Source organism: Stenotrophomonas sp. 278 (assembly GCF_003935715.1).
Taxonomy (GTDB): domain Bacteria; phylum Pseudomonadota; class Gammaproteobacteria; order Xanthomonadales; family Xanthomonadaceae; genus Stenotrophomonas; species Stenotrophomonas maltophilia_AH.
On record NZ_RHPP01000069.1, the window covers coordinates 1 to 24,190 of the forward strand.

The 24,190-nt window shown below is 63.0% G+C and carries 25 protein-coding genes and 2 pseudogenes; 13 read left to right on the forward strand and 14 right to left on the reverse strand.

The window, feature by feature from the left end:
* Positions 1-123, forward strand: a pseudogene (locus tag EGJ34_RS12460) (IS3 family transposase); the annotation flags it as partial.
* A gap of 49 nt (positions 124-172) precedes the next feature.
* Positions 173-628 carry a hypothetical protein gene (locus EGJ34_RS12465; RefSeq protein WP_125360797.1) on the forward strand — a complete coding sequence of 152 codons (456 nt, stop codon included), beginning with the start codon at positions 173-175 and terminating at the stop codon, positions 626-628.
* 576 nt (positions 629-1,204) lie between these two features.
* Here the strand turns inward: EGJ34_RS12465 and EGJ34_RS22905 are convergent.
* Together EGJ34_RS22905 and EGJ34_RS22535 are read right to left on the reverse strand one after the other, a co-directional pair.
* A pseudogene (locus EGJ34_RS22905) lies at positions 1,205-1,387 on the reverse strand (hypothetical protein); the annotation flags it as partial.
* Between the two features lie 120 nt (positions 1,388-1,507).
* The gene (locus EGJ34_RS22535) at positions 1,508-2,065 is read right to left on the reverse strand and encodes a hypothetical protein (protein WP_221740417.1); all 558 of its coding nucleotides are present in this window, start codon (positions 2,063-2,065) and stop codon (positions 1,508-1,510) included.
* A gap of 81 nt (positions 2,066-2,146) precedes the next feature.
* On the opposite strand from EGJ34_RS22535, the gene EGJ34_RS12480 reads away from it, so the two are divergent.
* From EGJ34_RS12480 to EGJ34_RS12520, 7 genes are all read left to right on the forward strand, one after another.
* Positions 2,147-2,434 (forward strand): hypothetical protein, encoded by a 288-nt coding sequence (locus EGJ34_RS12480; RefSeq protein ID WP_125360798.1) that lies wholly within the window; start codon positions 2,147-2,149, stop codon positions 2,432-2,434.
* Positions 2,435-2,847: 413 nt separating this feature from the next.
* Positions 2,848-3,693, forward strand: coding sequence for an adhesin (locus EGJ34_RS12485; protein ID WP_125360799.1), 846 nt, complete (start codon positions 2,848-2,850; stop codon positions 3,691-3,693).
* Positions 3,693-4,019 carry a single-stranded DNA-binding protein gene (locus EGJ34_RS12490; protein ID WP_125360800.1) on the forward strand — a complete coding sequence of 109 codons (327 nt, stop codon included), beginning with the start codon at positions 3,693-3,695 and terminating at the stop codon, positions 4,017-4,019. The genes EGJ34_RS12485 and EGJ34_RS12490 overlap by 1 nt, the downstream gene beginning before the upstream one ends.
* Positions 4,020-4,267: 248 nt before the next feature.
* On the forward strand, positions 4,268-4,534 hold the full coding sequence (locus EGJ34_RS12500; protein WP_125360802.1) for a hypothetical protein: 267 nt from the start codon (positions 4,268-4,270) through the stop codon (positions 4,532-4,534).
* 451 nt (positions 4,535-4,985) lie between these two features.
* Entirely contained in the window at positions 4,986-6,026 is a 1,041-nt protein-coding gene (locus EGJ34_RS22230) for a hypothetical protein (RefSeq protein WP_185750159.1), read from the forward strand.
* Positions 6,026-6,310, forward strand: a complete 285-nt coding sequence (locus EGJ34_RS12515; RefSeq protein WP_125360804.1) for a DUF2523 family protein — start codon at positions 6,026-6,028, stop codon at positions 6,308-6,310. Before EGJ34_RS22230 ends, EGJ34_RS12515 begins: the two co-directional genes overlap by 1 nt.
* A gap of 11 nt (positions 6,311-6,321) precedes the next feature.
* Entirely contained in the window at positions 6,322-7,527 is a 1,206-nt protein-coding gene (locus tag EGJ34_RS12520; RefSeq protein ID WP_125360805.1) for a zonular occludens toxin domain-containing protein, read from the forward strand.
* A 317-nt stretch (positions 7,528-7,844) separates the two neighbouring features.
* Here EGJ34_RS12520 and EGJ34_RS12525 read toward each other — a convergent pair whose 3' ends face one another.
* The 4 genes from EGJ34_RS12525 to EGJ34_RS12540 form a co-directional block, all read right to left on the reverse strand.
* The gene (locus EGJ34_RS12525) at positions 7,845-8,648 is read right to left on the reverse strand and encodes a CHAD domain-containing protein (protein ID WP_125360806.1); all 804 of its coding nucleotides are present in this window, start codon (positions 8,646-8,648) and stop codon (positions 7,845-7,847) included.
* A 68-nt stretch (positions 8,649-8,716) separates the two neighbouring features.
* On the reverse strand, positions 8,717-9,370 hold the full coding sequence (locus EGJ34_RS12530) for an NAD-dependent epimerase/dehydratase family protein (RefSeq protein WP_125360807.1): 654 nt from the start codon (positions 9,368-9,370) through the stop codon (positions 8,717-8,719).
* Between the two features lie 66 nt (positions 9,371-9,436).
* Entirely contained in the window at positions 9,437-10,243 is an 807-nt protein-coding gene (locus EGJ34_RS12535; protein WP_125360808.1) for a Spy/CpxP family protein refolding chaperone, read from the reverse strand.
* Positions 10,244-10,260: 17 nt separating this feature from the next.
* Positions 10,261-11,448: a DUF4034 domain-containing protein gene (locus EGJ34_RS12540; protein ID WP_185750160.1), complete on the reverse strand. Its 1,188-nt coding sequence runs from the start codon at positions 11,446-11,448 to the stop codon at positions 10,261-10,263.
* Here EGJ34_RS12540 and EGJ34_RS12545 point away from each other — a divergent pair.
* Together EGJ34_RS12545 and EGJ34_RS12550 are read left to right on the forward strand one after the other, a co-directional pair.
* Positions 11,447-12,181 carry an SOS response-associated peptidase gene (locus tag EGJ34_RS12545; protein WP_125360810.1) on the forward strand — a complete coding sequence of 245 codons (735 nt, stop codon included), beginning with the start codon at positions 11,447-11,449 and terminating at the stop codon, positions 12,179-12,181. The genes EGJ34_RS12540 and EGJ34_RS12545 overlap by 2 nt on opposite strands.
* Entirely contained in the window at positions 12,181-12,819 is a 639-nt protein-coding gene (locus tag EGJ34_RS12550; RefSeq protein ID WP_125360811.1) for a DNA-3-methyladenine glycosylase, read from the forward strand. Before EGJ34_RS12545 ends, EGJ34_RS12550 begins: the two co-directional genes overlap by 1 nt.
* Here the strand turns inward: EGJ34_RS12550 and ligD are convergent.
* From ligD to EGJ34_RS12570, 4 genes are all read right to left on the reverse strand, one after another.
* The gene (gene ligD, locus EGJ34_RS12555; RefSeq protein WP_125360812.1) at positions 12,808-15,387 is read right to left on the reverse strand and encodes a DNA ligase D; all 2,580 of its coding nucleotides are present in this window, start codon (positions 15,385-15,387) and stop codon (positions 12,808-12,810) included. The two genes, EGJ34_RS12550 and ligD, sit on opposite strands and share 12 nt — an antisense overlap.
* A gap of 12 nt (positions 15,388-15,399) precedes the next feature.
* Complete coding sequence (locus EGJ34_RS12560) at positions 15,400-16,326, reverse strand: Ku protein (RefSeq protein WP_125360813.1); 927 nt, start codon at positions 16,324-16,326, stop codon at positions 15,400-15,402.
* A gap of 126 nt (positions 16,327-16,452) precedes the next feature.
* Positions 16,453-17,241: a hypothetical protein gene (locus tag EGJ34_RS12565; RefSeq protein WP_185750161.1), complete on the reverse strand. Its 789-nt coding sequence runs from the start codon at positions 17,239-17,241 to the stop codon at positions 16,453-16,455.
* Entirely contained in the window at positions 17,238-18,041 is an 804-nt protein-coding gene (locus tag EGJ34_RS12570; protein WP_185750162.1) for a hypothetical protein, read from the reverse strand. Before EGJ34_RS12570 ends, EGJ34_RS12565 begins: the two co-directional genes overlap by 4 nt.
* Before the next feature lie 200 nt (positions 18,042-18,241).
* On the opposite strand from EGJ34_RS12570, the gene EGJ34_RS12575 reads away from it, so the two are divergent.
* Positions 18,242-18,616 carry a hypothetical protein gene (locus tag EGJ34_RS12575; RefSeq protein WP_125360815.1) on the forward strand — a complete coding sequence of 125 codons (375 nt, stop codon included), beginning with the start codon at positions 18,242-18,244 and terminating at the stop codon, positions 18,614-18,616.
* Between the two features lie 6 nt (positions 18,617-18,622).
* Here the strand turns inward: EGJ34_RS12575 and EGJ34_RS12580 are convergent, their stop codons facing one another.
* Positions 18,623-19,981, reverse strand: coding sequence for an amidohydrolase family protein (locus EGJ34_RS12580; RefSeq protein WP_125360816.1), 1,359 nt, complete (start codon positions 19,979-19,981; stop codon positions 18,623-18,625).
* A gap of 171 nt (positions 19,982-20,152) precedes the next feature.
* Between EGJ34_RS12580 and EGJ34_RS12585 the strand changes: the two genes are divergently transcribed.
* Positions 20,153-20,749: a DUF308 domain-containing protein gene (locus EGJ34_RS12585; protein ID WP_125360817.1), complete on the forward strand. Its 597-nt coding sequence runs from the start codon at positions 20,153-20,155 to the stop codon at positions 20,747-20,749.
* On the opposite strand, the gene EGJ34_RS12590 is transcribed toward EGJ34_RS12585, so the two are convergent.
* The 3 genes from EGJ34_RS12590 to EGJ34_RS12600 all read right to left on the reverse strand — a co-directional run.
* Positions 20,746-22,137 (reverse strand): MipA/OmpV family protein, encoded by a 1,392-nt coding sequence (locus tag EGJ34_RS12590; RefSeq protein ID WP_125360818.1) that lies wholly within the window; start codon positions 22,135-22,137, stop codon positions 20,746-20,748. The genes EGJ34_RS12585 and EGJ34_RS12590 overlap by 4 nt on opposite strands.
* A 9-nt stretch (positions 22,138-22,146) precedes the next feature.
* Positions 22,147-23,595 (reverse strand): DcaP family trimeric outer membrane transporter, encoded by a 1,449-nt coding sequence (locus EGJ34_RS12595; RefSeq protein ID WP_125360819.1) that lies wholly within the window; start codon positions 23,593-23,595, stop codon positions 22,147-22,149.
* The coding region (locus EGJ34_RS12600; protein WP_185750163.1) for a TolC family protein at positions 23,595-24,190 on the reverse strand (596 nt) is incomplete at its 5' end. The genes EGJ34_RS12600 and EGJ34_RS12595, both read right to left, overlap by 1 nt.

The window sequence follows — 24,190 nt, forward strand, 5'->3', positions numbered from 1 at the left end:
GCGGCACGAGCGGATGTGTTTGACTACATCGAGCGACGCCACAACCCTAGGATGCGCAGAAGGGTCGCCAAGCAGGATCAGAAGGTTGCAGCTCTTTTAGAACCGTCCGTGATATCGGGGTAGAACCCTACGTGGAGGGCTCACAGTTGGAAGCATTCATCATGATTCTCAGATGATCTTCGGACCGGCGATGCTGGACGCCTATCGCATGGAATGTAAGGAAGCACGCAATCCCATGGTGCTCGTGAGCGAAGAGGTGCGATCGGATGCTCGCGCTGCGGGGTTAAGCAACCTGTTGACGGGGGATGACGAAGAGCCAGACCGCCACTATGTCCACTATCTGATCTCGTACAGCGCTTATGACTCTAATCCAAGGGCGGGCGTCGTGATTCTCGATAGCCAGGCCGCTCTCATCCGGCATTTCATCGCCAAGAGGCTGCTAGGCGCTCCGGGTAAGATCCTGGATAAAGCCGAGTGGATGGAACGATATTGGAACGAGAAGGTGGCGACAGGTGGAATTCTCGGACGTGTTGACAGGGTCGCAGACCTTGTTAGGCCCAATGCGCGACCATTTCGCAGCAGACTCGCCGTTCTAGCACCGCAACCGGGCGCCACTAGTGTGGACTAGCGAATCAGGCAAGCAGCTGCCGATTCCTTGCAAAGATTCAATTCAATTGGCCATACGGAAGCACGTGCAATCCCTGATGGCAGTCGGGACCACCATCTCCCCATTGCCAGCCGCGTCTGAACCAGCGCCCGGAACGCTTCAGCGGAAGGGGCTGGTCCCTTCCGCTGGTGCCTGCCCTGGTTGCACCGGCTATGCGCGGCCACCACGTTCCCGGACACGTCTCTGCCCCCGTCCTGTTGGGCCACCAGGTGCTCGGCGGTGCATTGAAAGGCTCGGGCCTTACTGGCCTTCAGCCCGAGCTCTGAGGGTGCAGTGAGCCACATCGGCAGGCCGCAATAGAAGCAACGGCCCGATTGGGCGTAGAAGGCAGAAGTGCGAAGGGATCTGCGGCGTTTGGCGGTCATGGATGGCTCCGGAATCGAAGGATTCCCGTGCCCCCATTGGGTGGACCTCGGGCACCCGGAGCCTATTGGCTATGCGGGCACAACACCGGCGCTTTATAGCGACTGGCTAAGGCGTTATAGCTCAGCGCTTGAGCCGCTACAAGGCCCAGATGCCGACCAGAACGGGAGGGAGTCACCGACGCCCAGTTAAGGTCAAAGCTTGGTCAGGGGGCGAGCGACGCGCTTGAGCAGGTGGAGCGGGGCGTGGCGCGTCACCCAGGGAAGTCGCGGTGTTGTAGTCCTGCTCAACCCGCTGAACTGTTCGCACGTTCAGGCCCGAGATCTCGTCTAATTGTTCTTGCGACCAATGTCGCGACTGGCGGAACTGGGAAGTGCAGGCGACAAGCTCTGACCGATCAGGTGCGCAGTTGGGAACTCAAGGGCGAGCTGGATGTGGAGCCAGAAATCGAGGGCGTCTTAGGTGCGGATCCAGGAATCAAGGGCATCTTTGGGGGAGATCTGGAAATCGCGGGCGTCCTTGTGGGGAAATACGGGCGGACAGCTGTGGGATCTGGGGCGTTTCCGTTGTGGCAGTCACATGCCAAGGCTGGCAAGAGACTCCGCCATCTAAGGATGGCCGTAGTGCCGGCAACGGCCCAATCTTCCATTTCGCATAATGGTCACTCTGCTCAGATTGGGGCAGATGGGACGTTTGAACGGGTGAAGCCAATACCGGTGACGTGGTAGTCAATACCAGGGCGACGAACAGGGCGCGTCCGTGCTTTTGCCAGATGCGCCTGTCTTCCGCGTTGTAGGCCCGGTCAGCCTCAATGGCTGCAAGTACCTGCAATTCATCGGCTCCAATGTCTTTTGCCATCTTGGCTGCTAGCGATGGCTTTGCATGGCTCTTTACCGCACGCCACCCCGAGATCGTGCTTGGGGTGACCGCAAGTACCTTTGCTGCCCGGTAATCGCTGTCAACACCTTTCTCGGCCTTCCAGCGGTCCAGAAGACGAACGGTCGTTGAGTCCGACAGGCGGTCAATCGCTTTCATTGGAGGCCCTTGAAATAAGTGACAGGGCTCATCATACTTCCCCCAACGTTTCGAGGCGCTCGAAACATCAAGGGGCTTCACATGGGAATGTGGCTTGCGGTACAGCCGCCCGGAGCGCTGCTGCTCATGGGTGGGTTTTTGGGGGTCATCGCGGTAGGGGTCTGCACGACGGTCTACCGCTTCTATCACTACTTCCGGTACGTGGCCGATCAGCCGACGCGTGAGCGGGCCTTTCTGGCCGCTGTGATCGCGGCAGGCGGGGTAGGGGTGGCGGGTGCCTGCATCGAGGTGGCCACTACACCGGGGGGCGTGGATGACAGCGCCTGGTCAGATCGGATGGTGCTGGAGGCGTACGGCTATGAGTCCTGAGATGGCAAAGCTCGCTGTTGTGCAGCTGGTGATCGCTGTCGTCGTTGGTCTGGTCCTCTGGTTTCGCGCTGACTTCCGCTGTCGATCCGGTAGAGACAAGTAGTTCGTACCTAACGGCGCGTGTCAGGGCGTAGTTGCATCGCAACTATGCACTGGCAGGTGCCCAGCGCCGGCCCGTTACTCCCTGCACCGCACTGGCTGCTATCGCCGGTGCTTACACGTGGATTCTTTATGCCTCTGACACCCCGCGAACGTTGGTTGATTGACTGGCGCATTGCACGCCTGCTGGCCGCGTATAACGCGCCGCACATGGCGCGCATCAGGGGTATTCGCGTGGCTCAGTGGGTCCTCGCCAGCCGCGAGGCGCGTAGCGCCGAGCTGGGCTTGTCTCTCTATCCGATAAGTGACAAATAATGGAAATCACAACCGCGTCCATGAAACAGAATCGCCTCGCCAAGCTGGCGAAGGGTGTCAAGGCGGCAGCCTTGACTATCGATACTAAGTTTCGTGAAGCCCTGGGCGAACCTGTCCTGAGCAAGGGCGGCAGCAAGAATCCGTATTCCCGTAATAGTCCCTATCGGGTTGCTCTAATCACACTCACGTATCGTCGTGACGGCATGTGGGACCCCGGCCATATCTCGGCCCTTATCAAGAATTACCGTGAGTGGTTCCGCCGCAATGCCAAGGGAAGCGGGGTAGAGGGTTTCCACTACGTGTGGTGCATGGAACTTACCGAGATTGGTCGCCCGCACTATCACATTGTTGCGTGGATGCCCAAGGGTGTGACACCTCCGCTGCCTGACGATCAAGGCTGGTGGCCGCACGGCTCCACCAACGCGGTGTTCGCAAAGTCCCCTGTGGGCTACATCACCAAGTACGCCAGTAAGGCCGAAACCAAGTCAGGTCATCACCTTCCCAAGCGAGCGCGCCTGTGGGGCTATGGCGGCTTAAAGATGGTCGAACGTGGTGATGTTGCGTTTGCCCTGGCACCGCGTTGGCTCAAGGGGGTGATTCATCACGAAAGCCACCCCAAGAAGCGGCCTATCACGATCACAGAGAAAACCAAGTACGGCGCAACAAAGACAACCAAGGTTTCGGCGTGGGTGCTTATGGCCGGTTTGTCGGCTGGCTGGGCGTTCTTCTCGCCGTTTGATTACGACGGATTCACCGGCACCGGTATTGCCCTAAGTCATCGGGGGCATATCGAAGTTTTGACCCCCGATGGCAATCAATTCCACATACAGCACAGGAGTAGCTAATGAACGTTCGTATCGAAGTCGTATCCACTGCGATCACCACGATTGAGGGTGTTGCGAAGTCCAGCGGAAAGCCTTTCAAGATGCATAAGCAAGAGTGCTATCTGCATAACGGCCACCACTACCCGGACCGTTTTGAGATCACGTTGCAGGAAGCCGGGGAGTTGGGCGTTGTGGCCTATCAGCCCGGTTTCTACACCCTGGCACCGGGTTCCATCACCGTGAACCGGGAGTACGGCAATCTGGAGATCAACCGCTACGAAATGCAGCTGGTCCGTGTCCCCGATGAAGCTCCTGCCAAGCCTGTTGCTGCCAAGGCTGGGGGTTAAACCACATGGCCGGTACTGAGTACACAGTGACCAAGTACGCGGCCTGTGCCGAATTCGATCCCAGCAGCGGGCAGTGCGCCACCGTTGTATGGGTCGATCCACCGTCTTTCATTCCATCACTCACAGCGGAGCAGGGCGCGGCACTTGGTGGTGCCACCTTGCTTGTGTGGGTCGGTGTAGCGGCGATGGTGTTGATCCGTAAAGGCGCGCGTCTCGATCACTAGTTCACCAACAAAAGGAGTTCTGCAATGGAAAACAAGAATGTCGTCGTGCTGGGTGCCAAGCCGTCCTTCAAGGCCCGTGCGAAGAAGGCGGCGGCGAAGGTTGCCACCGTGGTCACCGGTTCGCTGGCCTCGGCCTCGGCCTTTGCACAGGCCAGTGATATGCCCGCCGATCTGGAAGCCGCTGCCGGCTTCATGACGACCAAGGGTGGCATTGCCATTGCGGTCGCGGCGGCGATCACCCTGATCACCCTGGGCGTCACCGCTGCCAAGCTGCCGCGTAAGGGTTCGTAATACGTGGCGTTCGCGGGGAGCCCTTCGGGGCTCCCTTTTTTGTGACTGGAGGTTTCGCTATGGATCTGTTGAATCACCCGCTCATGGGGTACTTCGTGTACGTCTGCATGGTCGGTGGCATGTGGATCGGCGCTCAGGCGTTGGGAGATTGACCATGCGCTATTTCCTGCTCATTGCGCTGTGGGTTGCTTGCGTCGCCCTTGGCACATGGAGTGCGACTGCATCTGCGCAAGACGCTTGCCCCCTCGGTGGTGGCTGTGATGAGGGTCAGGCGTACGCGGCCGCAGTCGCTCACTCAGAGCGCGCCGCAGCGCTTAATCCAGAGGTCTATGAGCCATGCACATTGCATCGTCCCGATGCTGGCGCGTGGATTGGTGGCCGGTCCAGCAAGGGGAATTGTGTTTCTGCATGGCAAAGCATGGTTACCTCGTTCTACTACGGTGGTAGCTGCTTGAACCGTAATGAAGAGCTCGGGTGGGCACCGACGTCCAATCGGGTTTGCCATAACGGGTGTACGTATGGCCTTTATCGTGATCCTGCATTGGGTAACTACTACTCAACGCTCAACGATTCCACCAACGCCGCATTTGGCGTCTGCAAGTCGGGCGACAATCCAGCCCCCACGCCCGGAAATCCGAATCCTGACCCCGACCCCGATCCCGATCCGGGTGACGGCGGTGGTGACGATGGTGGCGGTGATGACGATGGTGGCGGTGATGATGGCGGTGGTGACGATGGTGGTGGTGATGATGGCGGTGGCGACGGTGACGGCGATGGGGATGATGACGGGGATGGTGATGGCGACGGTGATGGCGATGGTGGCCCCGATCCCGGTGGTGGCGGTACGTCGCCTGGCACCGGTACCGGGAGTGCCAACTGCGCTGCCCCACCGGTTTGCAGTGGCGATCAAATCCAGTGTGCCCAGCTTTTTCAGATGTGGCGTGCCGGGTGCCAGGCCGAAGGGTTGGGCGGTAAGGTCACAGGTGATCCGGGCGACTGTAAGAAGTCGTACACCTGTGAAGGCAACGCGGTGTCCTGTGCCCAGCTTGCGGTTGCCCGCCAGCGGTTGTGCGGCACCGGGCAGGGGGACGGCAACGGCACACTGACCGGTGACGGGACGTGTTCCCAGCAGTTTGTTTGTACAGGTGGCGACCCCGTTGCCTGCGCGGAGTTAAAACAGACGCATGCGCTCCGGTGTGCCGTGGAAAAGCTCACACGTGAGGGCAATGGCGACGACGATTTCGGTGAGACGTACAACCCTGATGATTTCATCGGCATTAGCGATCCGGGTAGCACCGATGGTCTTGATGCGGGCGGTTGGCTTGGCGGTGGCGCGTGCCCCGCGCTCAATTCCTCCGCGCTTACTAGCATGGGCATCAAGGGTCTTGAGGAGTTGTGCCAGGGCGCGGCCGTCTTGGCGATCTATGTCCTCATTCTTGGTTGGCTTCATGCCGCGCACATTTTGGGCCGTTCACTCTCAGGAGGTAGCTAATGTGGGCACCACTACTGGCCGGGTTGTCTCGGCTGATTCAGACGCGTTTGGGGCAGTGGTTGTTGGCTGCGCTGGCGTTCTTGGGCCTTAATTTCGTTACGCAAGAGTTCGCGGTTGATCCGCTGCTCAATCAGATCAAGCAAGCCTTTAGTGGTGCCCCGGCGGACATTGTGGCGTGGCTGGCCTTCTTGAATCTGGACAAGTACGTCACGTTGGTAGTGTCGGCATACGCCACTGCCATATCAGCCGGCGCACTCAAGATGCGCCTAAAGAAAAAGGGCTAAGGGGGTAGGGCATGCTGCACCTGATTACCGGCCAGAATGGCTCGGGCAAATCGCTACGCGCGATCCAGTTGATGTATAAGCGTCACGGCGAGGGCATGGAGGTTTACGCTTTCGGGTTCCGCGGCTTGCGTGCGCCGTTCGTCAAGCACTTTGACGACCCTCGTAAGTGGCGTGATCTGCCATCCAATGCGGTGCTGTTTATCGATGAAGCCCAGCAGATTTGGCGCACGCGCTCCGGTGGACGGCCGGTGCCTCCAGAGGTTCTCGATCTGGAAACGCACCGTCATCAAGGGATCGATATCTATCTGCTGACGCAGAGTCCTATGTACCTGGATTCGCATCTGCGGCCGTTGATTTCCTCGCATGAGCACTTGGTCAGCTATGACAAGGGATCGGCCCGCATCTTCCGGTTCACCGAATGCTATGAGGACGTCAAGTCCTCGGCGCTGCGGAGCAAGGCGCAATTTGAGGTCTGGAAATATCCAACCGAACACTACGCCGACTACGATTCTGCCGAGGTCCACACGGCCAAGGCCAAGGTGCCGTGGCGCAATCGCATCGCTAAGCTCTGTTTTGTGTTGGCCGGCCTGTTCGTGGTGGGCGCGATCGCGTGGTTCTTCTTGGGTCCAGACACGCCTAAAAAGGCGCCGGCACCGGCCACGTCGCCGGCTCGTTCGCAGGGCTTCTTTGGGGGGATGGCGTCGACGGCTGCGCCGGATGAAAAGCGCTATGCCACTACGCAGGACTACATGCAGCACCACACCCCGCGTGTGGCACAGATGCCGTGGTCGATGCCGGCCATGGATAACCGCGAGGTCAGTTCAGAGCCGCAGCTGTATTGCATGTCGTCGGGGGAAGGTCTGGATGGCACGTGCACCTGTCTAACCGAACAGGGCACGCGCTGGTTGATCCCGTTGGTACAGTGCCGGCAGTTGGCCCGGTGGGGTCCGGCGTACAATCCCTATAAGGAGCCTAGGCAGATCGCCCAGGTCACGCCGCAGCAGCCATCCACGGCCCTTGGCGGCGCTTCTGGCCCCGTCTCCGCCATTTCGCATAATGTATATTATGTTATTGCAGTAACGCCTGACCTGGCCCTCACGGTCCCAAGGCCTTTTACGCATCTCTGCCCGTTGCCGCCCTGCGCTCAGCTATTGCCACCCGCTGTAGGTCTTTCGCTGGCTTGGCCAACCGACGCACACATGGCACGCTCGTTCTGATTCCGGGCTAATGACTACCGACACCCCTCGACCCACATGCCGCGCTGCCGCCTGCATCGTACTGGTCCCGGTTCGCTCCCAAGCGCTCCTTGGTTTCGGGTGCATCGCATCAGTTCTGTTCGCCGTTGAACGCCGACCACGCTTGATCAACGAGTTCCGGGCAAGGCGTACGAGTCAGCGCCGCGATGCGTTACAGAAACCTGGGCTCTGCCGCTCTGTGCAGGCGCCAGCGGCTTGAAATCTGCAGCACTGAGACCCTGCCAACCCCGCAGAATTCAAGGAATTCAGCAACCCTGCGTCAACGGTCTGTGCCTGAATCAGGATTTCGAATCCGCAGCGCCTGCTTCAGCCATCAACTGGTCAATCAGGCCCAACACCCCGGGCTTGCCATCCCACACACGCATTGGCCGAACCAGGTTGCGCAACATGCGCAGGTCCTGTTGCCACCCAAGCCGGTCGCTCACTTTGTGCAGTCCCTTGGTCTTGCCCGAGCCGTGCATTGCGTCGGCCACCCAGGCGATCTTGATGCCCAACTTGGGTAGCGCCTCCAGCTGCATCCGGAGCCTGCGTACCCGGCGACGCCAGCGGTGAAGGCTCTCAGGGTCGTCGTCATGCTTTGCGCGCTTCTTCGCTTTGCGGGCGCGGCGTTCGCTGTGCAGCACCGCAGCTTCGACATCTGCAGCTTTGACCGCATGCCAGGGCTGCGCATCCAGCCATAACGCGACATCTGCCAGTTGCTTTCGCCGGCGGGCAAATGTGGCATCTTGGAGTAATTCATTTCGCATAATGTGCTCACTGCGTTCGCGCAATGCCTTGCACGCCGGCTCCATGTCCACATCCGGGTGCTCGGCCTGCAGTCGCTCGGCCGTATCAACCACCACGTGCGCATCGCGCATGCCCGACAGACTGTCGCCCAGGCGCTTAAGCGTTGCATCCGCCCGATCCAGCTCCAACTCGCTCCCTTCCAGAAGCGCCAGTAAGGCGCGAAGCCTACGGATGGCCTTGCGAGCGGAATGGATTGCAGGCTCTGGCGCGCTGGTGGGCGCAAGTCCGTCCCGAATGGCCTCACATTCCTGCCGCGCCAGGGCGCGTGCCCTCTCCCCTACTTCCTCTTTCGACATCGCGTGCCTCGTTGTGGATGGGTTGTTGCGCGTGATGCGTCACGGAAATCGTGGCCGGCCAATGGCTACTATGCGGCCAACGCGTTGATCTGGTCGCATTCAACAACGCTCGGCGGCGCAGGCATGACCGCAAGCGCCAACATGGCGCGCCCGATCGCCTCGTTGCTGGTGGCCATTCCCGGAGTGAGGCGTTCGGCCATTTTCATCAACGGACCGCCCAGTTGGTACAGCGGTTTCAGCGCGCCATGCCGGGTGCCGGTGCCTTCCACAGGTCGCACGCCCCCCGGGCGAAGCATGACCGTTGTGATGGCCAGCGCTGAGAGCGCGCGTTCCGCCTCGCCCTTGATCCGCAGCGGCATCACCCGGCTGTCGGGATCCGCGTAGGCACCTGACACGTAGAAGAAACGCCCTTCAGGATTGGCCTCGCCCCACGCACGCGCAACCGCCAAGGTGGCATCCACGGTCACGTGGCGGTACTCGGTTTCCGGCGTCCCCACCGGCGGTGCCCCGGCACAATAGAAACAGGCGTCGAAGCCGGCGAGCAGCGGCGCTACCGCTGCTGCCTGCAGAAAATCGGCCAGCACAATCTCCTCAACACCTGCCGGTGCGTCTCCCCCCTTGCGTACCAGCACGGCCAAACGCGCTACCGCCGCCGACGCCTGGCAGGCCTTCAAGACGCCCTGCCCCACCAATCCGGTTGAACCGGTCACCAGAATCTTCATTGTCTCGCACCCACAGAACAGCTCGGCGGAGACTATCACCCGGGACGGGTGATGCCCCTGTGGTGTTCAGTACAGCGGAGATGGATGTCGCTCCACGAAGGCATCCAGACGCGTGCGTTGTGCGCCGTCCAGGCTGCGATCCAGCCGCTGCAACGCGCCCAGCCAGTCGGCCGTGTCTGTCGGTATTGCCTCCTGCATGCGCCCCATCAGCTCAAGCACCCCGAATGGCGGCTTGGCCACCCGGGAGGCAGCCAGCACCGCACGACTACGGGCCATGGGGTCGGCCGTCTCGGCCTCGAAGGTTTTCCACGCGGCGGCCTGCTCGGGGCGCAGGGCCAGCGATGTTCTCAACTCTGCACGGCGCACCAGCCAGGCGGTTCGCTCCGCCTCCAGTCGCTGCTCGCTCACGGCTGCACCCGGCGGCAGCGGCTCATCCTTCCCGTCCATCTCGGCCAGCACTTTGTGCTGCTTCGCATCCAGTTGCGGGGCAAGCCAGCGCAGGGCATCCAGCATCAGGCGTTGTTCGGCCGCCTGGGCCGACTGCCAGCGGCTGAGCAGCGCCAGGTCATCCAACAGCCGCCCGCTGCGATGACTTTGCGCCTCCAGACCCAGATCGGCAATGCGTCCGTCCTGGCTCGACATCCTCCGTTCAACCTGCTGCCAAAGCGCTGCCTGATCAGGGCGGATGCCCAGCAGGGTATGCATCTGCTTCAGTCTCGACTGGCGCTCCTCAGCCTGTCGTTTGAGCAGCGCGGCGCTGTCCTGCGCCGGCCCGGGCGTTGCGACTTCGTTGGCACAAACGGCTTGAGTACAGAGCGTGAGCGCGAGCAATGCCGCGCGCCAGCGGTGCCGGTTCCGGTACGCAGTGGACATCCTCCGGACTGCCCGATCTACTTCGGTGGATTCCACGGCGGGCTGATCCTCGGTCGGTTATCGAGAAAGGGAAATGCACCCTTCGCATACGCCGAACAGAATTCAAACTTCTGGGCATCTCCCCATATTTGCAGATCAGGCTCACCCCGGAACTGCTGGATGAACGCCGCCGCCCTGGCCCGGTCCTGCGACCCGCAGCCCATGGACGCATACGCCTGCAGATTACCTGGACTCGGGTACTGCGCCACGATGTTGCGCGTGCCTTCATCAAACAGCGCCCAGTCGATCTGCCCGCCGGTCAGCGGCGATTCCCATCCGAGGAACTGGGCATAGGTATAGAGTCGCGCGTAGAGAGCCGCGCGATCAGGCGGAGGCACCCGGGTCATGGCATGTCGCGCAAACGCTTCCATCGCTTCAAAGGAGCCACCCCAGCGCGGGGCGTAATACATCATGGGAACGGTAAACTGACCGAAGTAGTAGGGGTAGCGCTCTGCACCCTCGTCAAACAGGGCCATCAGCTCGAACTCCGGCCAATCCATCCGGAACCCGATGATGAGCAGCGTCGTGTAGAAGTACGGGTCCTTGCTCGCTATGGCACGATGCTCCAGCAGGTAGTCAGCAGCCTGGCTGGCGTAACGTTGGTAGCTCGCGTTGTTTTCCGGCGTCACATCCCGGGCCCAGCCACTTCCGCGGTAGCTTGCACCGCGCAGGAACTCGATGCGACCGCGCATCACACGCGCCGTGGGTGATTTCGGGTAGGCGGCTATCCAGCGGTCGGCCCACGCAAACCGCCGGTTCCAGGCTTCGGTGTCGGCGACATCGATCTCGAAACTGCCAGACATCGCGGTGTAGAACGTCCCCACAGATGACAGGCCGTTCTCGTTCATCTGCTGCCGGGCGTTGTAGTGCTTGACCAAGCGCTCAATCGAAGCGAAGTCATCGGTCGCAGCCAACCGCTGCGCCTCCAGGATGATGGCGTCGGCCTGATGTGGAAAGCGATTGGGTGAGGCGCAGGCAAGTGGAAACTGCAGCCCGGATACAAACAGCAGCACTGCCGCAATCATGTTGCGCATAAGCATGATCCTTCCCTGGAAGCGCCGCGCCGTGACGGCCCGGATGGCCGATACTAACCCTGCCTGGTGCTGACTGGAAACCAAGGCCGAAATGACAGGCGGATCACCCACCCGCCGGTAATCTTCGCCCATGCGTCGTTTCGCCCAAGCTTTCGTAGACATGGACGCCTTTGCGCCCGGCCTTCCGGACCACCTTGTGCTGGCCCTGGCCAGCGCGGTGCAGCGTTACAACATCGGTAAAGGCTGCCAAGCGGCGGTGTTGTTCGCGACCGATGGCGATGATCCCTCGATCACGGACATGCATTGGGGGCTGGTGCCCCGCTGGTCGAAGGAACCCTCGACCCCCTACACCACGGTAACCGCACGTCTGGCCAAGGCACCGGCCAGCCGCCTGTTCACCAGTGCCTGGCAGCACCGGCACTGCATCGTGCCCATGACCGGCTACTACAAATGGGACCGGGAGCGGAAGCCGCCATGGCCGATGTTCGTCCAGCGTCAGGACGGTCGGGCGCTTCTGGCAGCCGGACTGTGGGAGCGTTGGCAGGACGAAGCCGGCCAGGTGCTGGACAGCTTTACGGTGCTCACCGATGCCAATCGGGACATCCCTGCCCCACTCTCGCAGGATGGCCCGCTTTTCGTGGCACCCCAGGTGGCAATGGACTGGCTGAACGGAACAATCAATACCCCTGCAGCACTGAAAGCCCGTGCCCGCACGGACGCGCTGGAGGCCCACTACGTGAGCAAGGCCGTGCGCGACCTGAAGCGCGACGACTACACCTTGCTGGAGCCGACAAGCCCGGACGAGGGGCATGCAGATGGCACCGTGGCCTGGGACGGTGACGGACTCGATGAGGATGAGGACTGATGACGGCTGCTCCGCCTGCCCCGCCGTGGATTCCGGCCAACTGGTCCGTGCTGCCACGACGGTTCTATATGCGCCACCCGACCGAAGTTGCGCCTGAACTGCTGAACAAGATGCTGGTGCGCGACGACGGACGTGCGGCGCGGATCGTGGAAGTGGAGGCCTACGCGGGCGGCGAAGACCCCGCCGCGCACTCCTACCGGGGGCGAACGGCGCGCAATGCCACCATGTTTGGAGAAGCGGGCCACCTGTATGTCTACTTTACCTACGGCATGCACTGGGGCAGCAATGCAGTCTGTGGTCCCGTGGGTGAAGGCATGGGCGTGTTGCTGCGCGCGGCCGAGCCGCTGAGCGCACTCGACCTCATGCGTGCATCACGCCCCGCCGCGAAGCGGGACCGTGACCTGGCGAGTGGCCCGGGCAAGTTGTCGCAGGCGTTTGGCATCACCCGCGCCCTGGACGGGGCAGATCTCGTTCGTGCGGATGCGGGCATTGCCATCGTCAGCGACGGAACCCCACCGCCGGCTGCTCCGCTGGTGGGACCCCGCATCGGCATCAGCAAGGCGGTCGAGTTTCCGTGGCGCTGGTGCGTGCCAGACCATCCGCACGTCTCCGTCCGCCCCAGGCGGTCATCGTCCTGAGGGCTTGCGCGCCCAGCGCGACAGGTTCTGTTTCAACGTATCAATGCCTTCCCAGGGGTCCTTGCGGCGCCGCTTGAGCTTGGCCGGCACCGTTTTCAACGTGAACGTGTCGGCACGCTGCAGCTTGGACAGTTCCGCCCAGCTGATCGGCATGGCCACCGGCGCGCCCGGTCGTGCACGCAGCGAGTAGGACGCGACCGCCGTGGCACCTCGGCCATTGCGCAGGTAGTCCACGAAGATCCGCTTGTTGCGCAGGCTCTTGGTGGCTTTGGAAAGGAACCGGTCCGGTTCCGACTCGGCCAACGCCTCGGCAAAGCCCTTGGCGAAACGCTTGGTCAGGTCCCAGTCGCAGCCTGGTCGCAGCGGCACCACCACGTGAAGTCCCTTGCCCCCTGAAACGCGCAGGAACGACTCCAGCTTGAGCTCTTTGAGCTTGTCCCGGATGTCTGTGGCCGCCTTTTTGACCTCGGAGAACGCCACGCCGGGGCCGGGGTCAAGGTCGAAGACCACGCGGTCAGCGAGGTCTGGCGATTCTGCATGGCTGCCCCATGGGTGGAACTCCAGCGTGTTGAACTGCACCAGCTCCATCAGCCCGGCCGCGTCGCGCACCACCAGGTAGTCGCCCTGCGTTCCACTCTCTTCCTTCAGCCTCACCGTGTCCACGATATCCATTCCGGCCGTGTGATGCTTCTGGAAGAAGCAGGCTTTCGCGGTGCCACTGGGACAGCGGATGACCGACAGTGGCCGCCCGACGACTTCCGGCAGTACATGGCCCATGACGGCCTTGTAGTAGTCCCATACGTCCTGCTTGGTGATGCCATCGTCGGCAAACAACACCTTGCCGGGCGAGGACAGCGTCGGCAGCTCCGTGGCGGCATGCTTCTTCTTGCCGGCACGAGTTGCAGCCTTGGTGGCCGCCGATGTTCCCCCCGCTGCTTTTGCCGTCTTCTTTATCCTGCCCGCCGGCTCGCCCCGGTCGCTGTCTTTCAGATCGCTCACCTGCTTGTCCTCGCGTACCGCTTTCAGGGACGGTTGGCGCAGCAGCTGCTGCCCACCGATTCCCCGATAGAACACCTCCACCACGAAGCGCGGCTTGAACCAGGTGGCGCTGCGCAGATCGGTATCCATCTCGGGAATATGCACGCTGGGGGTTTCGCTGCCTGCCTTGCCGATCAGCTCACTGATCTCCCGCAGGCGGGCGTCGGTAAAGCCGGTGCCTACCCGACCGGCAAATCGCCAGCCATGCTCGGGGTCCGGCCGGGCCAGCAGCAGCGAGCCAAAGCCGGTGCGGCTGCCCTTGGGCGCGGTGTACCCCACCACGGCGAACTCGTCGCTCGCCAGTTGTTTGGTTTTACGCCAGTCATCGCTGCGCCCCCCGTGATAGGCACGGTCTGCACGCTTGGAAATGATGCCCTCGAAGTGCTGCTCGCCAGCCATCTCGAAGGCCTTTTCGCCCTCGCCTTCGACGTGCGAACTGTACGCCAGCTGCCGTGGGCCGCCCTCCAGCAGTGCCTGCAGCAGCTGTTTGCGCTCCAGCAAGGGCGATTCCGAAATGTCCACGCCATTTACGTGCAGCAGGTCAAACAGCGCATAGGTCAGCGCGCCCTGCCGCTCGCCGGACAGCGTGGCCTGCAGCAGATTGAAATCCTGCTTGGTGCCCTTTCCAGCAATCAGCTCGCCGTCCAGCGCGGCCGAATCGAGGCCCAGCGCCGCCACCGCGTCGCGGATCTCCGGCACCTTTTCGGTCCACTCCAACGCATTGCGCGACCACAGGCGTACGACGCCCTTGGTGACGGTCGCAAGGATGCGGTAACCATCCCATTTGATCTCATGAATCCAGGCATCGCCCTGGGGCGGACTGTCGCCAAGCTTGGCCAGCTGCGGAACGAACGGGCCTGAAGGCGCGCTGGATTTCCGGGCCCCGGGCAGCGCCAGTGCGCGCTTCGCCCAGTCGACGCGCCGCTTCCGGGCCTTCGGGGTCACGGTCGTCAGCCGCTTTTTGTGGGACTTGCCGGTCCCGGCGCGCTTCTGGTCGGCTTCCGGGGCTGAGGTAACATCCGCCAGCAGGTCATCGGCCTCAAGTGGGCCGGCGAAGGCATCGTTGTCCTTGAACAGCAGCCATTGGGGTTGCCGTGCCGGCTTGCCCGAGCGCACCAGGTGCCAGCCCCCCTTGAGCTTGTCGCCAAACAGCTCGAATCTCAGGTGACCTTTCGCAAGCTGCGCTTCGGGATCCCCCTCGGTCGCCCACACGCCATGGTCGAACTGCGCCACATGCCCACCGCCGTACTGGCCTTTGGGAATCTCCCCTTCAAATCCGGCGTAGTCCAGCGGGTGGTCCTCCACCTCCACCGCCATCCGCTTGACCTTGGGGTCATAGCTGGGACCTTTCGGCACGGCCCAGCTTTTCAGCGCATCACCCACCTGCAGGCGAAAGTCATAGTGCCGGCGGCTGGCGTGATGCAGCTGCACCACGAACAAGGCGCGACGACCTCTGGGGTTCGCCTTGCCCGGCTCAGGCTCACGCGTCTTGTCGAAGCTTCTTTTGCGGCGATACTCACTCAGGCTCATGTCATCGTCCGGTCAAGCCCGCTTGCGTGCCTTGGCGGGCACCTTCTTGGCCGGTGCCTTCTTTGCCGCAGCCTTCTTCGTCGCCTTCTTCGCCGGCGTCTTTTTCGCGGGCTTGCTGGTGGCGGCGGCCTTGGCGGGCGTCCGCCGGTTGCTGTCCAGGCTCTTCTGCAGCAGCGCCATGAAGTCCACCACATTCGTGGCCGCGTCTTCGTCGTGCTCGGGTTCCTCGAACTTCGTGGTGGTGCCGGTCTGCTTCATCCGCTTCTTGATGATGTCCGACAGGCGCTCGCGGAACTCGTCCTGATACTGGTCCGGATCCCACTCCGATGTCATGCTTTCGATCAGCTTCCGGGCCATTTCCAGCTCTTTGGGCGCGACACGATAGTCCTTGGCACCGCCCTTGGGCAGCTTGTACTCATCCAGCGCAACCAGCTCCTGTGGATAGCGCAGCAGGATCATGATCAGCGCATCTTCTTCGGGCATCACCGCGCAGATGTACTCGCGGGTCCGGATCACCACACGGCCAATGCCGACCTTGCCGGTGTCCTTGAGGGTTTCGCGCAACAGCACGTAGCCCTTCTCGGCCTTCTTTCCCGGCACCAGAATGTAGGGTTTCTCGTAGTAGCGCAGGTCGATGCTCTCGGCATCGACGAAGGCTTCCACGTCAATCGACTCGTGGGTCTCCGGTGCGGCGGCCGCAATATCTTCCTTTTCAATGACGACGTAGCTGCCCTTGTCGTACTCGAAGGCCTTTACGATGTCCTTCCAGGGCACCTCCTCGCCGGTATCGGCATTGACCCGCTCGTAACGGATAGGCTTCTTGTCGCGTGCGTCGAGCATGCGGAAGCTCAGATCCATGCGTCGCTCGCCGGACATCAACGACACCGGAACATTCAGCAACCCGAACGAAAGCGAGCCGGTCCAGATCGGTCGTGGCATGGGCAGTGCCCCTCATTGGCAGTCGACTGTCTTTTTAGGCCCGCACCGGTGGGACATATGTGAAGGCGTGTGATGACCGGTACACGGCGCTGTGGCTGTTCCTGGACCATTGAGCGCCCACTGGGGTCACTTCGGATAGAGCAAGGTCACCGCGAAACGCAGCCCCCAGTCCGGCCCGCCCCTCGGGGTTTCCAGATAGACCCGCACGCCCCCCTGGTAGCTCAGCATCTGGCCGCCCAGCCTGGTGACCTTCGCATATTGCACGTTGAAGGGCACGGTCCACTGGCTGGCCTTCCAGTCATAGGTGGACTCGAGGTTGAAGGTCAGAGTGCGGCCACCGTTGAACGCCTTGGAGACAAACGGCTGCAGAAACGTGGAGCTGATGTCCGCGCGGCGGCTCCCGGTCCCAGCCACATCCGCCAGGTGATTGGCCAGTGCACCGTAGGTCCAGCCGTGATCCTGCTTCAGCACCACGAAGGTAGGCCCGGCAGCCCAGGTGTCCGCACCCAGATCATCGGTGCCGGTCGGCAGCAGCAGCGCCGGCCCCATACCCCAGATCACGCCCGACGGGCCAGGCTCGCGCGGCGAGAAGAAGAAACTCTGGGTGATATCGCCTATGCCTGCCTGATCCGTGCCCGGCACAACGTCTTTCTGGTAGGTCACCGGCAGGATGGTCCGGGAGATCACGTTCCAGTGCTCCGAAATCTGGAACGGAGCCACGGGCTGGATGTTCAGATTGTGGCGATACCCGTCGGAACCGTAGGTCTGGTCGTAGTTGTACTGGAACGGCACGCTGATCAGCGCGGCCACCGGGTTGGAGAGCTTTTTCGCCAGGTCATCAGCATCATGCTGGGCGAATGCCGGAATCGAGGTCAGCCCGGCCACGAGCATCAAGGCGGCGGCAAGGATTCTCATTCCGGCGCTCCCGGTACCAGGCTTCGCTGCAGGTCCGTCATCGGCTCCTGGGGGATATGGGTCACGCCGGTGCTGGGCCGATCCAGATCCAGAATCAGGCCCACCGCCAGCGTCAACAGCAGCAGCAACAGCAGCGTACTGCGGCGCTGGCTGGGGCGCTCGTACCCCACCAGTCCAGCGGCCAGCACGGCAAACAGAAGCAGCATGCGCAGGATGCGGGGCGGAATGTGGTCCTGGCGCGCGGCGAAGCGCTCGGCGGCGAGGTCGATTGACTCGTTGGTGGTGGTGAACAGCAGTGAGGCGCGCGGTGTGTCACGGAAACTCTGCGTGCCTGCCACCAGTGCCTGCCAAAGCTCGTTCTGCAGCGCAACGGACCGCGCATTCTGCTGGATTTCTTCTTCGGCGGTGCGTGCATTGGCGAAATCGACCCGTGCATCCACGTAGCGCCGCAGCACGTCCTGCATGCGGGTTCGTTCTGCTCCATCCAGCAGGTCCGTGCGCAGCCATGTGGTGCCCAGTGCGTTGGCTTCCTGCACCACCAGCTGGCGGCGCTCGTCATAGCGTCCGAGCGACAGCGAGAACGTGAAGCCGATCAGCAGCGCCAGCAGTCCCAGCACGGACGTCATCGCGAATGCGTCGTTGTCCTTTTCATCCGCCGCCGCGTCCGCGGTTGCCGGCCGGCGGCGGCGCTGCCACCGGGCCACGGCGGCACCAATCTCGCGCGCACCCAGCAGTGCCAGCAGAAAGCACAGGGTGATCAGCCAGAGCGGCAGCGTGGGGTAGCTGGCCTGAATATCCATGAGGGCACCCGTACAGTTGCGAGAAACGTGTGGCGACTGGAATCGAGCATGCGTAATGGCCCGGTGAGCCGCGTCAGTACTTCTACGGATCGGCTGCCAGTGAACGACGCAGCCCGCCAGTGATCCCCGTGCACTGCACATCGGCTTAATGCGGCTGAGGCAACTCTGATCGCCTTGATTTACACCTGGAGACGTTGTCCATGCTGCCTGCACCATTGCGCCGCATTGCGACGCTGCTGTTCGACGATGGCGTACTGCGCCTGATTTTCGAGAACACCCGCAACCTGGCGGTCTCCTCGCTGGTTACGGCGGCGGGGCTGGAAGTGGTCCGCACCGGACCTGGCACGCTTGATCTGGCCCATCCCACCGCAGTGGGTTATGTGGTGACAGCGATCGGGGCATGTCTGCTGCTGCTCAACCTGCTGGACGGCATTTGGCGCATGAGCCGGTTGAAGTGGCACCTGGTGCTGCAGATCGCCCTGTGCTGTACCTACGCCTTCATCTCCTGGCGGGTAGCGCAGCTGGTACTCAGCTTCAAGGCCAGCGGCGGATTCGGCATGACGGTGGGCAGCTGAACCGGTTCACGGAATCGCCTTCACCAGTGCCCCGTCTTTCATGATCACCACGAAGTTGCGTTCCGGGTCAGTGATCACACCGATGTCACTCAGGGGGTCGCCATTGACCAGAAGCAGGTCGGCCAAGGCCCCCTCTTCCACCACACCCAGGCGCCCCCCATAAGGACTGCGCTTGCCTGAAAGTGTCAGCAGTTGCGCGTTGGTGCCGGTCGCCATGATCAACGTCTCTGCAGGTGTGTACCAGCGGGTCAGGCTGGCCAGGATGTGGTTCTGTCGCGCGGCCAAGGCACGTGAGAACAACACATCGGTCCCGAACGCGGTCTTGAGCCGGTATTTCTTCGCCAGCGCATAGGTCTGCTCGGTGCCGGCAAACACTTCCTGGGCCTTGTGCCACTGGTCCGAATCGGGCGGAAACGCGTTTGCCAGCTCCGGCGGCAGCGGCTGCGTGCTCAACCAGATACCCCTGTCGCGCATGAGGCGTGCGGTGGCGTCATCCATCAGGCTGGCATGCTCGATGCATGGCACGCCCGCGCGAATGGCGCGTGTGATCGCTTCAGCCGTATAGGCGTGGACGGTCACATAGGTGCCCCAGTCCCGCGCCGCGTCCTGCGCGGCGCGCAGTTCGGCCTCACTGAACGACACCACGTCCAGCGGACTATGCGGGGATGACACGCCGCCACCGGCGGTCAGCTTGATCTGGCTGGCACCCCGCATCAGCATTTCGCGTACACGAACCCGAACTTCATCCGGGGTGTCGGCAATCGCGCTGTCGCCCAGCACGTCGTGGCGCGAGCCGGGTTGCCCGACCGCGCGCGGCAGGTCCGAGGCATCACGGAAGTCGCCATGGCCGCTGGTCACCGTGATCATCGCGCCAGACGGATAGATACGGGGTCCTTCCGCCTGCCCGGCATCAATGGCCGCCTTCAATCCGAACACGGCACCGCCAACGTCGCGCACCGTGGTGAAGCCGCGCAGCAGCGTCCTGCGGGCTTCAGCCGCTGCCACGATGTTGAGAAAGCCGTTGTCCGCGGTCATCGCCGTCTGGATCGGAACGGCCGCGAACATGCTGTGCCAGTGCACATCGATCAGGCCGGGCATCAGGGTGCGCCCGTTGCCCTCGATACGCCGGGCACCGGGTGCTTCCAGCGGCGTGGTCGAAATGCGGCTGATGCGATTTCCTTCCACCAGCACATGGCGCGGCGGCGACAGCTGGGGATGGGTGCCGTCGAGTATGCGCACGTTGGCAAACAGCGTGGTTCGTTGCGCATCGGACGACGACGATGGCTGGGCAACAGCGGAAGCTCCGATCAGCACACCCATGCATGCCAACGCGAAGGCCAGCAGACGAAGAAGACGGTGCGGCATGGCAGTAATGCCTCGATCCAGACCCGTTCACGTTATACCCGCCTCCCGCCGCCGGGGACCTCCATGACTCAGTACTTCTACCGTCTGGCCGCCAGTGAATGACGCAACGCGCTTGCAGCCGCGTCCGCGCAGCGCCCTAATGGCACACAGTCCATCGCTTGGAGTACCGGCATGACCGTATTCTCCCGCCTCGGCCGCGAACCCGGATCCATTGGCGTGGCCATGAAAGTGCACTGGCGCCGTTTGCTGGTATTGGGCGTGCTGCTGGTCCTGGTCGGCATCGTGGGCTTGTATGCCGCATCTCTGCTGGTACGCACGATGACCGTGCTGGTGGCCGCGCTGCTGGTGATTGCCGGTGCCCTGCAGCTGTCACAGGCGTTCCTGCTGCGCGGCTTGCCCAGTTTCGCCATGACCATCGCGCTCGGCGCGGCACAGATCATTGGTGGCATTGCGATCTACACGCACCCGGAATGGGCAGCCTACGCGGTGGCCACCACGGTCGCCGCGGTGCTGGCCGTCCAGGCCCTGGCCCAGTTCAGCCTTGCATTTGGCTTCAGTGACCACGGTCGACGCTGGATATCACTGGTCTCCGGGGTGATCGCGCTGGTCGCCGCGGTGATCTGTGTCACCGGTGTTGCCTGGGCAGGGCGAGCCGCCGCCTCCTGGGGAGTTGGCGTGGCGATGCTGGCGATGGGATTGGCCTATATCGCCATCGCCCTGCTGGCCCGCCACGAGCGTGACCCCAAGCCGGAGCCGGATCCACGCTAGAGGGCGGCCTCAAGATAGGCGTAGATATAGTTCGAGCCGCCGTCCACCGTGCCCAGCATCTGCGCCGAACCGAAGATGCCGGAGCGGTGCGAGATGCCCACGCCCAGGTACAGGTCATGCCAGCGCCGGCTGCCGAAGATGTCTCCCAGGCTGATGTCGATGCTGGGGTCCAGGTAGTTCAGCAGCTTGGACGTGTTGCGCTCGCGCCGCGCCTGCGACTGCACCTCGGCATAAGGCACGCGCTCGGCATAGGAAAGCCCGAAGCCGAAGCCGATCCGGGTCTTGACCCGGTGCGACCACGGGAACCCGTAGTAGAAAGCCTTCATGTAGGCGTCGATCTGCCAGGAATCCGGCTGATGGCCCTTCTCGTCGTGGCGCAGCACGCCCACATAGCCTACCAGGTCCAACGGCCAGCCGTTCAGCTCTGAAACAAACGGCCTGCCCACGTGCACGCCCCAGATGTCGGTGGGGTCGACGTCGTTGAGGTCGGTGCAGCTGAAGGTCATGATTTTGACCATGTGGCAGCCGTCTGCCGAATCGCGACCGTAGAACACCTTGACGTAGGTGGGGCTGGTATCGTCGTCCCAGCGCACCTGGCCGTTGCCGAAGTCGTATGCCGCACCCAGCAGCGCACCCCATTGCACCCGGTCATCGACCAGCGGGCTGTTGCGGATCGAACTCGATTGCTGGGTGGCGTACACCCCGCCCAGCAGGCTCCAGTGCTGCAGGAAGCGGTAGCGCGCGTACACGCCGGCAGTGACGTCCAGCCCGGAGCCGGCGGCATAGGCAGGGCGCTCCGTCGTGGCCTCATACGGCTCAACGCCGAAGTAGTAATCATTGAGCTTTGAACTGCGCCACTCCAGGCTCAGCACCGGCTGCACGTCCCAGCGCTGGCCACGCCATAGATAGCCATAGCCCGCGCGCACTTCGGTGCCTTTGGAGGTGCTTGAGATGTCCTGGCGCACGCTCAGGTCCCAGGTGTGGCGCTCGTGCTTCCAGTAATAGCGTGCGCCGAGGTCGGCTTCGCCATTGCGGGTGCGCAGCCCCTCAAGAATCTCGGGCGTTTCGTCTTCCGGGTAGCCCTCCAGCCTTCGCTCGACGAACAGCTCCAGCCCCTGGTCGTCCTGGGTTGCCAGCCGCACACCCGCTGCATTGGAGCGCAGGAAGAAGCGCTCACCCTCATACAGGTACAACGGCAGCAGGTCGACGCGGTCATCGGCCCCTTTGTACGGCGATGACTCCACCCGCATCAGGAATCCCAGTCCGGCGCTGCCGGGCTCCTCCAGCAGCGTGCCGAGCATGGCGTCCTGGGCAAGCGCCGGCGAGGCGCAGGCCATCGCAATCGCGGCGGCCAGCAGCCGCCATGCCCCTCTGCGCTGCAGGCTCATGGCACCCTCCTACTTGATGAAGTCGTACTTCAACGCGGTCTGTACGCGGAACACGTCCGCGCTCGCACCACTCTGTTCCTCCAGCTTGCCGTACAGCACTTCCGCGCCCCAGCTCCAGCTCGGTGCCGGCTGCCAGATCAGGTTGGCCGCGGCATAGTCACTGCGCCGGAACACGGACGGATCCAGCAGTGCGTCGCGCTCCAGGTACAGCCGGCTCCAGGTCAGCGTGGAATGCCAGCGCTGCGACCAGCGGTGGGTATAGCCCACCCAGCCGCCGTACTGCTGCAGCGTCTGCAGGTCGTTGTTGGCATCCACCACGCCATCAAGGTTCAAGCCGCCCAGGTCACCCAGATACGCGGCAATGCCCTGCCCGCCCACGGCACCGAACACGAAATAGCTGCCACTGCTGCCGCCCCAGGTGCCACTGAGCGCCAAGCCGCCTGCGGTCGTGCTGTCGCTGCCTTCGCCGCTGTCGCGAGCGGAGTCAAACGCGAGGTATCGCAGTAGGCCGGCCAGCTGCACGCTGCCCCAGTCGGCTTCGTGCCGTGCGGCGAGGACCAGGTTGGGAGCGGCGGTTCGCGATTCCTGCGTGGCACCGGTGAGTTGCAGCTCGGGCGCACGGTGTTCAGCGGCGACGATCAGCTGGTTGCCGCCACGCAGCGGAATGTACTGACGGATGCTGGCCACCCGGGCCGACGGAGAGGCACCGGGGCCGGCAAAGTCCAGCGTGTCCGGACCAGAATCCAGGTCCATGAACGCGGACCAGCCAAAACCGGCGTACGTGTTGCCCAATTGCCCATAGGCATGGCGCAGGCGGTAACCATAGCTGCCACCTGAGCCGAAGAAGTCATTCTGCAGCACGAAACGCAGTGGTCCAGCACCGGTATCGCGGCGCGCTTCGATGGTGAACCGGGTCTGCCGGGCGTGCATGTTGAAGCGGCCTTTGCTGCGCCCACCCTCCACCGGAATCTCCGAGGTGATGAACTGGTCGCTGTCACCGGCATCATCGGTGTCGTACATCGCATCCAGCTTGGCGTAGCCGCTGAGACGCAGCCAGGTTGAAGTGCCCGGCACCGCGAAGAACCCTTCCAGCTCATCGCCCGGCGGAACCTCGTTGTCCATGCGGGCAGCGGCTTGGTCGTCTTCATCGAACGGCTCGCGCGGCGGCAACGGCGAGATCGTCACGTTCAGCACCGTGGGTGTGGCCGTCGCCGGCATCGCGACCGGAGCAGCAGCGGCCGGTGCCTGTGCGACGCTGGCTGCAGCAGTGGCGGGCGGTGCCGCTGTGTTGCCCGCAACCTGGCCGGCCTCCAGCAGCTGGATGCGCGCGGTAAGCTGTTCCACCGTCTGCCGCAGGCGCCGGATCTCCGCGTCCTGGTCGGCATCGTGAGATTGGGCAGCAACCGTACCCGGCAACAGCGCGCTGGCCAGGCACAACAGGGAAAGTGACGTGCGCATCAGGGGCTCCTCGACAGTTGGCCGCCACCCAGCGCGGCATAGAGGTTCACGGCGTCCTGCAGCGCGCTCGCGCGCAGCTGCAGCAGGGCCTGCTCGGCAGTAAAGTGATTGCGCTCGGCATCCAGTACTTCGAGGTACGGAGTCAGCCCCACCTCGTAACGGTCCTGCGCGGTTTCCACCAGCGCCTGCTGCACCTGAACGGCCTGCAGCTGCGCGGCAATCTGGCGGTCGTTCTGCTCGGCCGCCACCAGCCCGCTGGCCACTTCGCGGAAGGCGTTCTGCACGGTGGACTGGTAGCTCACTTCACGTTCGTCCCGGGCCGCCACCGCAGCGTCAACGCGCGCACGGCGTGCGCCCCAGTCCAGCAGCGGCAACACCGCACCGGCACCGAATGACCACACCCGGTTGCTGTCCGACACCAGCCCGGATAGATCGCTGGACGCATAGCCCCCCGCTCCGGTAAGCGCGATCAGCGGGAAATACAGGGCGCGCGCCGCACCGATGTTGGCATTGGCGGCACGCAGTTGCTGCTCGGCCAGGCGCACGTCCGGCCGCGCTTCCAGCAGCGCCGAAGGCAGCCCGGGTTGCAGCCGGG

Bases quoted from the DNA above. Each gene is read 5' to 3' on its own strand.
- EGJ34_RS12465 (WP_125360797.1), top strand. From the start codon at position 173: ATGATCTTCGGACCGGCGATGCTGGACGCCTATCGCATGGAATGTAAG.
- EGJ34_RS22535 (WP_221740417.1), bottom strand. From the start codon at position 2,065: ATGAAAGCGATTGACCGCCTGTCGGACTCAACGACCGTTCGTCTTCTG.
- EGJ34_RS12480 (WP_125360798.1), top strand. From the start codon at position 2,147: ATGGGAATGTGGCTTGCGGTACAGCCGCCCGGAGCGCTGCTGCTCATG.
- EGJ34_RS12485 (WP_125360799.1), top strand. From the start codon at position 2,848: ATGGAAATCACAACCGCGTCCATGAAACAGAATCGCCTCGCCAAGCTG.
- EGJ34_RS12490 (WP_125360800.1), top strand. From the start codon at position 3,693: ATGAACGTTCGTATCGAAGTCGTATCCACTGCGATCACCACGATTGAG.
- EGJ34_RS12500 (WP_125360802.1), top strand. From the start codon at position 4,268: ATGGAAAACAAGAATGTCGTCGTGCTGGGTGCCAAGCCGTCCTTCAAG.
- EGJ34_RS12515 (WP_125360804.1), top strand. From the start codon at position 6,026: ATGTGGGCACCACTACTGGCCGGGTTGTCTCGGCTGATTCAGACGCGT.
- EGJ34_RS12520 (WP_125360805.1), top strand. From the start codon at position 6,322: ATGCTGCACCTGATTACCGGCCAGAATGGCTCGGGCAAATCGCTACGC.
- EGJ34_RS12525 (WP_125360806.1), bottom strand. From the start codon at position 8,648: ATGTCGAAAGAGGAAGTAGGGGAGAGGGCACGCGCCCTGGCGCGGCAG.
- EGJ34_RS12530 (WP_125360807.1), bottom strand. From the start codon at position 9,370: ATGAAGATTCTGGTGACCGGTTCAACCGGATTGGTGGGGCAGGGCGTC.
- EGJ34_RS12535 (WP_125360808.1), bottom strand. From the start codon at position 10,243: ATGTCCACTGCGTACCGGAACCGGCACCGCTGGCGCGCGGCATTGCTC.
- EGJ34_RS12545 (WP_125360810.1), top strand. From the start codon at position 11,447: ATGCGTCGTTTCGCCCAAGCTTTCGTAGACATGGACGCCTTTGCGCCC.
- EGJ34_RS12540 (WP_185750160.1), bottom strand. From the start codon at position 11,448: ATGGGCGAAGATTACCGGCGGGTGGGTGATCCGCCTGTCATTTCGGCC.
- EGJ34_RS12550 (WP_125360811.1), top strand. From the start codon at position 12,181: ATGACGGCTGCTCCGCCTGCCCCGCCGTGGATTCCGGCCAACTGGTCC.
- ligD (WP_125360812.1), bottom strand. From the start codon at position 15,387: ATGAGCCTGAGTGAGTATCGCCGCAAAAGAAGCTTCGACAAGACGCGT.
- EGJ34_RS12560 (WP_125360813.1), bottom strand. From the start codon at position 16,326: ATGCCACGACCGATCTGGACCGGCTCGCTTTCGTTCGGGTTGCTGAAT.
- EGJ34_RS12565 (WP_185750161.1), bottom strand. From the start codon at position 17,241: ATGAGAATCCTTGCCGCCGCCTTGATGCTCGTGGCCGGGCTGACCTCG.
- EGJ34_RS12570 (WP_185750162.1), bottom strand. From the start codon at position 18,041: ATGGATATTCAGGCCAGCTACCCCACGCTGCCGCTCTGGCTGATCACC.
- EGJ34_RS12575 (WP_125360815.1), top strand. From the start codon at position 18,242: ATGCTGCCTGCACCATTGCGCCGCATTGCGACGCTGCTGTTCGACGAT.
- EGJ34_RS12580 (WP_125360816.1), bottom strand. From the start codon at position 19,981: ATGCCGCACCGTCTTCTTCGTCTGCTGGCCTTCGCGTTGGCATGCATG.
- EGJ34_RS12585 (WP_125360817.1), top strand. From the start codon at position 20,153: ATGACCGTATTCTCCCGCCTCGGCCGCGAACCCGGATCCATTGGCGTG.
- EGJ34_RS12590 (WP_125360818.1), bottom strand. From the start codon at position 22,137: ATGAGCCTGCAGCGCAGAGGGGCATGGCGGCTGCTGGCCGCCGCGATT.
- EGJ34_RS12595 (WP_125360819.1), bottom strand. From the start codon at position 23,595: ATGCGCACGTCACTTTCCCTGTTGTGCCTGGCCAGCGCGCTGTTGCCG.